Genomic DNA, 9,469 nt, shown 5'->3' with positions numbered 1-9,469 from the left:
GGGTTACCCCCAGTGGGTGAGTGGCGTAACGATGAATTAGAAAAGCGCCATGAGTCTGAAGGTAAAGGGCTGCTATTTCGCCAAATTTTACGTCGTTACGTTCTAGGGAATAAGTACATTTGGCTGTTATGTAGCTCCTATCTACTGGTGTATGTGGTGCGTATCGCGCTAAATGATTGGGGTAATTTATACCTCACTGAACGGCATGGTTATGAGCTTTTTTCAGCCAACGCTGCCGTATCGATGTTTGAAATCGGAGGATTTTTAGGATCGCTATTTGGTGGTTGGGGCTCGGACAAATTTTTTAAAGGCAATCGAGCGCCGATGAACTTGATTTTTGCGCTAGGCATTTTCATTTCAGTGGCCGCGTTATGGCTAACACCGATTGACAACTTTGTGGTGTTGTCGGGCTGCTTCTTTTCCATCGGATTTTTTATTTTTGGTCCGCAAATGATGATAGGAATGGCCGCCGCTGAATGTTCGCACAAGGATGCGGCTGGAACCGCGACCGGTTTTGTCGGCTTATTTGGCTATCTTGGTGCAGCGTTAGCCAGTTACCCATTGGCTGTCATTATTGAACAATTTAGTTGGGAAGGATTTTTCAGTGTCATTACCCTCTCAGCCGCACTGATTGGATTACTGATTTTGCCCTTTTTAAAAGCGCAGCAGCGTGCAGGGAATGCCGTCACTATGCCATAACCTTTCCTCACGTTGTTTTCTGATTTCGCTGTGTCATGCAGCAAAAACGAAATCACAGGAATGTGATGAAACTTAACGCTGCCCTACGTCTACGTTAAGTAATGAAAATAACAAGAGGAAACAGACATGAAAGATAGATTACCTCGCAGTGTACTTGCTACCTGCATTCTCGGTGCTTCGCTTGCCGCGCCTCAAGCATTTGCTGAAGGCCGACTCGTGGTTTATTGTAGTGCCACTAACGCCATGTGCGAGACAGCGACTAAAGCATTTTCTGATAAATATGACGTAAAAACCTCTTTTGTTCGCAATGGCTCTGGCAGCACGCTGGCCAAAATCGAAGCAGAGAAGAAGAACCCACGCGCGGATGTTTGGTATGGCGGCACGTTGGATCCTCAATCACAGGCGGGTGAAATGGATCTCTTACACGCTTACCAATCCCCGCAGCTTGAATTCATTATGGATGGATTTAAAGATCCAGCGAAACGCAAAGGGAACTACTCTTCGGCCGTTTATATGGGTATTTTAGGTTTTGGGGTGAACACTCAACGTTTGGCTGAAAAAGGATTACCGATCCCGCGCTGCTGGAATGATTTAACCAAACCTGAATACAAAGGAGAGATTCAAATCTCTGACCCACAAAGTTCGGGGACTGCCTATACCGCATTAGCCACCTTCATTCAACTTTGGGATGAAGATAAAGCCTTTGATTATTTCAAAGCACTCGACAAAAACGTCTCTCAATACACCAAATCAGGTGTTACCCCTTCACGTAACTCAGCGCGTGGTGAAATTGCGATTGGTATTGGTTTTTTGCATGACTACTCACTCGAACAATCGAAAGGAGCACCGCTGGAGCTGATTTCGCCTTGTGAAGGTACAGGTTATGAAATTGGTGGTGTGAGCATTATCAAAGGGTCGCGTAACCTTGATAACGCGAAACGGTTTGTTGACTGGGTCATGTCAAAAGAAGGACAAGAGCTGGCATGGAAAGAAGGTCAATCTTTCCAAATTTTAACTAACACTCAAGCGGAACAATCCCCCAACGCCCTCGACCCTAAAAAGTTAACCTTGATCGATTATGACATGGATACCTATGGATCCTCTGATGAACGTAAGCGATTGATTAATAAGTGGGTTAATGTCGTAAAAATGGGTGAATAGCCAACGCATTCCCTTATCTTAGCCTCGATGGGCAGTGCCTACTGCCCTTTTTATAAAGCCAATACCAGGCTTATCACCGTGTGGCTACAAACAACTTTGGTACAGAAAAATGAATGAATTTACAGCAGGCACTGCACCACATCGGCCGCTAAAAACCTCGCATAGGGACCCAATTTTTTATTGGATCCTGACGTTATTGTGTGCGTTTGTGCTGTTGCCCTCTTTTGCACTTGATTACGGAGTGTTTGATTCAACATCGCAAGAATTTTATGCCGCTATGGGTTGGAGCCGTGCCAATATTTCTTGGTTATGGTTTGCGCTTCCGGGTGTACTTCTCATTCGCCCTTGCTATGCAGGCAATAAGTACGCCAAACACCGTCACTATTTTGATATCGGTTATTCAGCGGCATGCATGTTTTTCGTGTTGGTCAGCTCTTGGTATACCCAGCAAGGTTTAGGTTATTCAACCATTGCACTATTTATCGCCTTAAGTGCTGTCATGACATTGGCATTGGCTCGTCTTGAGTTTTTGGGCGGCGACAGCTTCGTGATTGGTGCTCTGATCTCGATTATTCTCTTGATCACGATTTTTATTATCTTTCCGAGTATCGCCATCTTTGTACCGATGTTCCAAGATGAAATGGGGAACTTTGTTGCGTGGCAATTCATTGAAATTTTGAGCCGAGCGCAGATCATACAAATTGTTTGGAACTCCGTACTGCTTGGCGTATCTGTGGGTATAGGTGCCACTTTCTTTGGTTTGATCTTTGCTATCTATACCACACGCATTGCCACTCGCTCCGCTTTCATTGCGCGAATTTTTTCTATTCTTCCCATTGTGACTCCCCCTTTTGTCGTTGGGCTTGGGGTGACTTTAATGCTTGGGCGCTCCGGTTATATCACCGAACTCATGGTGGATTGGTTTGGGTTACAACAGACAAACTGGCTGTATGGTTTTACAGGCATTTGGATGGCACAAGTGCTCGCCTTTGCTCCTATGTCATTCATGATTTTAGATGGCGCGATGAAATCCCTACATCCATCACTGGAAGAGGCGTCCTACACGCTGCGTGCCAATCGTTATCAAACTTTTTTTAAAATTGTCATGCCATTGCTCAAACCTGCTTTGGCCAACAGTTTCTTAATCATCTTTGTCCAATCACTGGCCGACTTCAGTAACCCGCTTGTACTTGGGGGCAGTTTCGATGTGTTAGCCACTCAGATTTACTTCTACATCGCAGGAGCTCAATTAGATTACGCTTCCGCCAGCACACTTGGGGCCGTCTTGCTGCTATTTTCATTGGCGATCTTTGTTGTCCAATATCTGTGGATAGGAAAGCGTTCATACGTCACCATTTCCGGCAAATCATATCGTGGCGATGTGCAAGCGCTGCCTACCTTACTTAAACATACGGTTTCGGCACTGCTCTATTTTTGGATGGCATTTAACATCTTGCTTTATGGCAGCATCATCTTCGGCAGCTTCACCGTGAACTGGGGTGTAGATTACAGTTTAACGCTTAAAAACTATATTCATCTGTTTGGCATGGGAATGAGTGAAGGTGCTTGGCCATCACTTATCACGACGATGATTTATGCCGGCGTTGCAGCGCCATTAACCGCCTTCTTTGGTCTGTTGATTGCGTATATCGTTGTCCGTCAGCAATTTTACGGTAAGAAAGTGATTGAGTTTGCAACCATGCTTTGCTTCGCCGTTCCGGGCACGGTTGCGGGGGTATCTTACATTCTTGCATTTAATGATGCGCCTATTTACCTCACCGGTACCGCGGCCATTGTTGTGATTTCCATGGTGATGCGTAACGTGCCAGTAGGCATTCGCGCAGGTATTGCAGGGCTAGGCCAGCTTGATAAATCGCTCGATGAAGCGTCACTCAGTTTGCGGGCTAACTCCTTTAAAACCATTACTCATATTCTGTTGCCGTTATTACGACCAGCAATTCTCTCAACACTGATTTACAGCTTTGTTCGAGCAATGACGACCGTCAGCGCCATTATTTTCTTGGTGACACCAGAAACACGGGTGGCAACGTCTTACATCCTGAATCGTGTAGAAGATGGTGAGTATGGCGTTGCGATCGCATATGGCTCGATTTTGATTGTTGTGATGTTGGCTATTATTTTAATTTTTGATTTTATCGTTGGCGAGGCACGTGTTTCTCGTTCTAAAGCCAATAACCAAGAATAACCATTGGAGATATCACCATGGAAAATGAAAACTTTGTTGTTTTAAAGAATGTCTGCAAGCGTTTTGGCGATAAAACCGTCATTGGTAATTTGGATTTAGAAATCAAAAAAGGCAGCCTTGTAACACTGCTCGGCCCTTCAGGATGTGGAAAAACGACCGTGCTGCGTTTGGTCGCAGGGCTCGAAAAACCAACCAGCGGCCAAATTTTTATTGATGGTGAAGATGTCACGAGTACCTCCATCCAGCAACGTGACATCTGCATGGTGTTTCAATCTTACGCTCTGTTTCCTCACCTTTCTTTACATGACAACGTAGGTTATGGCCTAAGAATGATTGGCTTGAGTAAAGATGAAGTGAAACAGCGAGTGGATGAAGCCTTGAAATTGGTTGATTTAGAAGGCTTTGGGGAACGTTACGTTGACCAAATTTCAGGAGGTCAGCAACAGCGAGTAGCGCTCGCTCGCGCGTTGGTGCTTAAGCCTAAGGTATTGCTATTCGATGAGCCGCTCAGTAACTTGGACGCCAATTTAAGACGCAGTATGCGTGAAACTATTCGAGAGTTGCAGCAGCGTTTTAATATCACCTCTTTGTATGTGACGCACGATCAGGCGGAGGCCTTTGCCGTTTCTGATACTGTGATTGTGATGAAAGATGGCGACATCATGCAGCAGGGCTCACCAACTCAACTGTATAAGCACCCAACCTCGATGTTTATGGCCAACTTCATGGGCGAAGCCAATATTTTTGAGGGTCAATATGATGGTGAATACCTGATCATCAATGGCTATAAGATCCCTGCTAATGATGACAGTGTCACGGCTTTGCCTGCGGGGAATTATCAAATTGGTGTTCGACCAGAAGCTATTTTGCTCTGCGCGGACGGTGATGCCTGCCAACAGTGTCAAATTACCAGTATTGCTTACATGGGGTCGATGTATGAAGTGTTGGTTAAATGGCACAACAAAGAGCTGTTACTGCAACTCAACTCGTCACAATTTGACCCCAGTTACGCTGATCACCCTTACCTGACGATCAACCCCGTGGGGTTATTCCTACTACCTGAAGATGCTTAATACTGCCTAGCTTGACCAAACGCCTCCAAACTAATGGAGGCGTTTGTGTCTTAGTGAGAGCAATGAACAACTTAACGAGAGCAATGAAAAAGATCCACCCGCGCAAGTGAGATTGGTTATAATCATCAGCCAGTTAGCACCAAGGCATGAGTTGGGTTATCATCCTTACCTTGGTTTGTCGCCACTAAAAATGGGCGAGTGATGCTCAATCAATGAGTTTAACTTGTCTGTACGGCGCTCTTCTCATCGCACAATTAAGAGACATTTCATGTTACTTCCCACACAAACAAGTTGGGTTATTTTAGCGGGTGGGCAAGCCAGCCGTATGGGTGGACAAGACAAAGGGCTGATTGAACTCAATGGCCAACCTTTGATTCAACATGTCATGAATAAGCTTAAGCCGCAATCTACTAGCCTGACGATTAACGCTAATCGTAACCATGCACAGTATCGTCAGTTTGCGCCTGTCATTTCCGATACCATGGCTGATTACCCTGGGCCACTCGCTGGAATTCAGGCAGGGTTAACCCATGCACAAACCGATTGGGTCGGATTTGTCCCTTGCGATTGCCCGTTGATCAATGACGATCTAGTTGCGCGTTTTTGCCATGCTGTTCAAGACTCGCATGATATTTTAGTCGCCCATGATGGTCACTTCGCTCAACCCGTATTCACCCTTATTCACCAACGTGTGCTGCCAACACTGACTGCATTTTTAGAACGTGGCGAGAGAAAAATCACTCGTCTTTATCAAGAATGCCACACAGATTACGTTGACTTTAGCGACTCGCCAAACTGCTTTTTGAACCTCAACACGCCTCAAGATCTGGCACAATTTGGAACTTTGACATCATGAAATATCAAGCGCCTTCATGCCCTTTACTTGGTTTTGCGGCCTACTCTGGCACAGGAAAAACGACCCTGCTTGAAGCCTTATTGCCCAAGTTAAGGGCAGCAGGCCTAACATTAGGCGTACTTAAGCACGCGCACCACGATTTTGATATTGATAAACCAGGTAAAGATAGCCATCGGCTGCGTAAAGCGGGGGCAAGCCAGATGTTAGTTGCATCGCGCTATCGTCATGCCATGATGACTGAGACGCCAGAAGCCGAACCCGATTTCGAATATCTTTTGTCTCGCTTTGATTGCGATAAACTTGACGTGATTTTAGTTGAAGGGTGTAAAAACCTCACCTTTCCAAAAATTGAATTGCACCGTGCTGAAGTAGGTAAACCTTGGCTATATCCAAATGATGAAAATATCATCGCTATCGCCGCGGATGAAGTTGTGAAAAGTGCTTTACCACAGATGAACATCAATGATCTCGATGCAATAGCGGCGTTTGTCATTGAATATGTACAGCGTTGTAAATGAAATATCCTGCGCTATTTCGGTGGTGAAAGCGTGACAATTATCCCACTTAAAGGCAAAATCTAGCTCATTACATGTTGGTTAGTCATGTTTCAGCGCTGCCAACGCCCCCATTTTCAATTGGTTGATAGTAAGCGATCAGCCTTTGTTTATTTTCCCGAAATTGGGAATGACGATTTTAGAGAGATGATCATGGCTCGCACCATTTTGTACACTTACAAAAATGAAGATAAAACGCTGACTTTTTCTTACGAAAAGCATCACAACATTCAAGAAGCAGTAGCCGAAGCAGAAGGTATTGATATTACTGATTTTTTAAAAATGGAACAGCAGCTGGAAATGATTTCTGACGCAAAAGCGGTACGCAATTACCGCGATAACCACTTTAAAAAGTTAGGTTTTAGCAAGCTAACACTGCAACAAAAAGAAAACGTAGGTGTGGGTAAAAAAGGTGCTAACACCAAATAAACAGAACTTAGGTTAAAGAGTTAACTTTTGACTGATATAAAAAAGGGCCCGTTTGATTATAGGCCCTTTTTGTTTGATTTTATGATTTGATATTAAGGAAAGCCGCACCACGTACGCCGCCTGAATCACCATGTTTTGCTTTGATGATCTTCGGACATTTCGCGACAGAAAGCAGGTATTTCGGTACGCGTTTAGGCATCTCTTGGTAGATCAATTCAAAGTTTGATAAACCGCCACCGAGTGCAACAACGTGTGGGTCATTGGCTGTGAAGATGTTGGCAAAACAGATGGCAAGTAGTTCCATAAAGCGCTCAACATGCTCAACGGCTTTCGCTTCACCTGCTTCATTAGCGTGAATGATATCAATCGCTTTTTTGTGCTCGCCATAATAGTGCTCGTACAATAGCTCAAAACCGCGGCCAGAGAGATAACTGTCTAAGCATCCTTTCTTGCCACAACCACAGCCGAGCATCGGCGCGTTATCGCCAAGATGTAACCATGCATCAAGAGGCAGACGCATATGACCAAACTCCCCCGCGACGTGGTTACGACCAGAGAACACTTTCCCTTCATAGATAAGGCCGCCACCAAAACCTGTGCCGAGAATTAGGCCCATAACCGAAGGCTCATTTTTCAGCTCATCGTCCCATGCTTCAGAAAGCGCAAAGCAGTTTGCATCGTTTTCAATCTTCACGCTGCGGCCAATTTTTGTTTCTAAATCAGCACGCAATGGTTTGCCTTTTGCAGCAGGAACGTTGACGGTTAATACCGTAGCATCATCAGCATCTTCCATACCTGGTAGGCCAAGGCCTATTTTGCCTTCCACACCCAATTGCGCGTCATATTTATTCACCAACTGCGCAATGGTTTCAACTAGCAGATTGTAGTCGTTTGTTGGGGTAGGAACGCGCTCCGTTGCTACGCGTTCTAACTTCTCATTAAACGCACCAAACTCAATTTTAGTGCCACCGACATCAAAGCCGTAGTACATGCAATCTCTCCTAAAATTTGCTCATCAATGAGCTAAAAATAAAACTTTGGGCATTATCCACAGAGCTCAGCCTACAATCCGTGACCGAGTACCAATTTATCTGGTCTATAGGTTCGATTGAACAATTACTCATCACCGAATCGATCAACTTTAGAGTCACGTCTCGCTTTGCTGCTGGTCGATGAAACGTTTCAAGACTGGCCTGCTCAAATCATGCTTTAGGCGGGTTTTACTCAGCAAGTAACTTTCCCGAAACACTTCAAACCATTGGCTTAATAGCAGAGAGGCTTGATGCTCACCCACTTCAGCCAATACCAATGACGCCACTTCAGCCGTTGATAAATGCTGCTCATTATCAGATTTACGCATCATATATTGTGATACGCTTTTAGGTGCGATAGACATCACCGGAAGCGCATCCAAATAAGGTGATTTGCGAAACATTCGTCTTGCCTCGCGCCAGCTTCCATCAAGCAATATCAACAGTGGTTTGCGTTTATCGTGCGCGCTGGGAGGGCTTTGTATTACTCGAGGCTTTTCATCCACATACTCTTCGGGAAAAATGACGACTGGTTGATAAGCGGGATTATTCAACAGTGCTAGCATTTCCGCGTGAGGTTCGGTGCGGTTCCACTGATAAACGTAAGTTTCTTTAATCACATCGGCAATCAGTCGACCAGTATTACTGGGTTTAAATACTTCATTTTCAGAAACCAGCAGTAATACTGCGATATCCGTATCCATATCCGGTTGATGGCCGCATAAGCAGTATTGCGTGGCGACCTGACAATAGGCGCAACGTTCAACTTTCGCACCACGAGCTTGAAAAGGTTTGGTCGATAACGCTAAGCGATGTTGGAACAAATGGTTAAATGCGTGGATTCTCATAAATCAGGGCGGCAAGCTGGAAAGTGCTGCCGATTGTACTTACAGTACAAGCAGATTCCTAGCACAAGACCATTGAAGATGAGCCATTAAGTATGAACCTGAACCCTGAATTGATCCGTTTGAGCGTATTTTTCGCTGTATTTATGCTTTGTGCGCTGTGGGAATGGTCTTGCCCACGTAAAACACTCACCCAAAGTAAAGCCACTCGCTGGCTGAATAATTTAGGTTTGGTTGGTTTAAATAGTGTGTGCTTATCGCTATTGATGCCAGTGTTAGCCATTGAAGCGGCTTATTGGGCGCAGCAAGACTCGGTTGGCCTTTTTAATTGGGTGGATTTACCACAAGTGGCTGAAATTACACTGTCAGTTATTATTCTTGATGGCGTGATTTACGCCCAGCATGTGCTTTTTCACTTCTCTCCTTGGTTATGGCGTTTACATCGCATGCACCACGCTGACCAAGATATTGATGTGACCACTGGCTCGCGCTTTCACCCACTTGAGATGATCCTCTCTTTGTGGATCAAAATCACTTGCGTGATCATTTTGGGTGTCAGCCCATTCGCGGTATTGATATTTGAGGTTGTGCTCAATGCGAGCGCGATGTTTAACC

The 9,469-nt window shown here is 45.1% G+C and carries 9 protein-coding genes and 1 pseudogene; 8 read left to right on the top strand and 2 right to left on the bottom strand.

The window, feature by feature from the left end; all coding sequences use genetic code 11:
- The 7 genes and pseudogenes from AACQ21_RS01650 to AACQ21_RS01620 all read left to right on the top strand — a co-directional run.
- On the top strand, positions 1-699 hold a 699-nt coding region (locus tag AACQ21_RS01650; RefSeq protein ID WP_146127544.1), incomplete at its 5' end, for an MFS transporter.
- A 126-nt stretch (positions 700-825) separates the two neighbouring features.
- On the top strand, positions 826-1,860 hold the full coding sequence (locus AACQ21_RS01645; protein ID WP_013856874.1) for an ABC transporter substrate-binding protein: 1,035 nt from the start codon (positions 826-828) through the stop codon (positions 1,858-1,860).
- 109 nt (positions 1,861-1,969) lie between these two features.
- The gene (locus AACQ21_RS01640) at positions 1,970-4,066 is read left to right on the top strand and encodes an ABC transporter permease (protein ID WP_026027999.1); all 2,097 of its coding nucleotides are present in this window, start codon (positions 1,970-1,972) and stop codon (positions 4,064-4,066) included.
- A 17-nt stretch (positions 4,067-4,083) separates the two neighbouring features.
- Positions 4,084-5,139: a ferric ABC transporter ATP-binding protein gene (gene fbpC, locus AACQ21_RS01635; RefSeq protein ID WP_017044718.1), complete on the top strand. Its 1,056-nt coding sequence runs from the start codon at positions 4,084-4,086 to the stop codon at positions 5,137-5,139.
- Between the two features lie 268 nt (positions 5,140-5,407).
- A complete protein-coding gene (mobA, locus tag AACQ21_RS01630) occupies positions 5,408-5,995 on the top strand; it encodes a molybdenum cofactor guanylyltransferase MobA (protein ID WP_047689442.1) in 588 nt (195 codons plus the stop codon).
- Positions 5,992-6,504: pseudogene (mobB, locus tag AACQ21_RS01625) on the top strand (molybdopterin-guanine dinucleotide biosynthesis protein B); the annotation flags it as partial. The gene mobA and the pseudogene mobB, both read left to right, overlap by 4 nt.
- A gap of 198 nt (positions 6,505-6,702) precedes the next feature.
- Complete coding sequence (locus AACQ21_RS01620) at positions 6,703-6,978, top strand: DUF2960 domain-containing protein (protein ID WP_026027239.1); 276 nt, start codon at positions 6,703-6,705, stop codon at positions 6,976-6,978.
- Between the two features lie 79 nt (positions 6,979-7,057).
- Here the strand turns inward: AACQ21_RS01620 and nagK are convergent, their stop codons facing one another.
- Together nagK and AACQ21_RS01610 are read right to left on the bottom strand one after the other, a co-directional pair.
- Complete coding sequence (gene nagK, locus AACQ21_RS01615; protein WP_105977129.1) at positions 7,058-7,969, bottom strand: N-acetylglucosamine kinase; 912 nt, start codon at positions 7,967-7,969, stop codon at positions 7,058-7,060.
- A 156-nt stretch (positions 7,970-8,125) separates the two neighbouring features.
- Positions 8,126-8,857, bottom strand: a complete 732-nt coding sequence (locus tag AACQ21_RS01610) for a tRNA-uridine aminocarboxypropyltransferase (RefSeq protein ID WP_017050512.1) — start codon at positions 8,855-8,857, stop codon at positions 8,126-8,128.
- Positions 8,858-8,949: 92 nt separating this feature from the next.
- On the opposite strand from AACQ21_RS01610, the gene AACQ21_RS01605 reads away from it, so the two are divergent.
- Positions 8,950-9,469, top strand: a 520-nt coding sequence (locus tag AACQ21_RS01605; protein WP_105977128.1) for a sterol desaturase family protein, incomplete at its 3' end; no start/stop codon positions are given.

Source organism: Vibrio sp. V01_P9A10T6, from assembly GCF_963877065.1.
Classification (GTDB): Bacteria; Pseudomonadota; Gammaproteobacteria; order Enterobacterales; family Vibrionaceae; genus Vibrio; species Vibrio anguillarum.
Note: the sequence above shows the minus strand (reverse complement) of the source record. Positions and strands in the feature narration are given on the sequence as shown.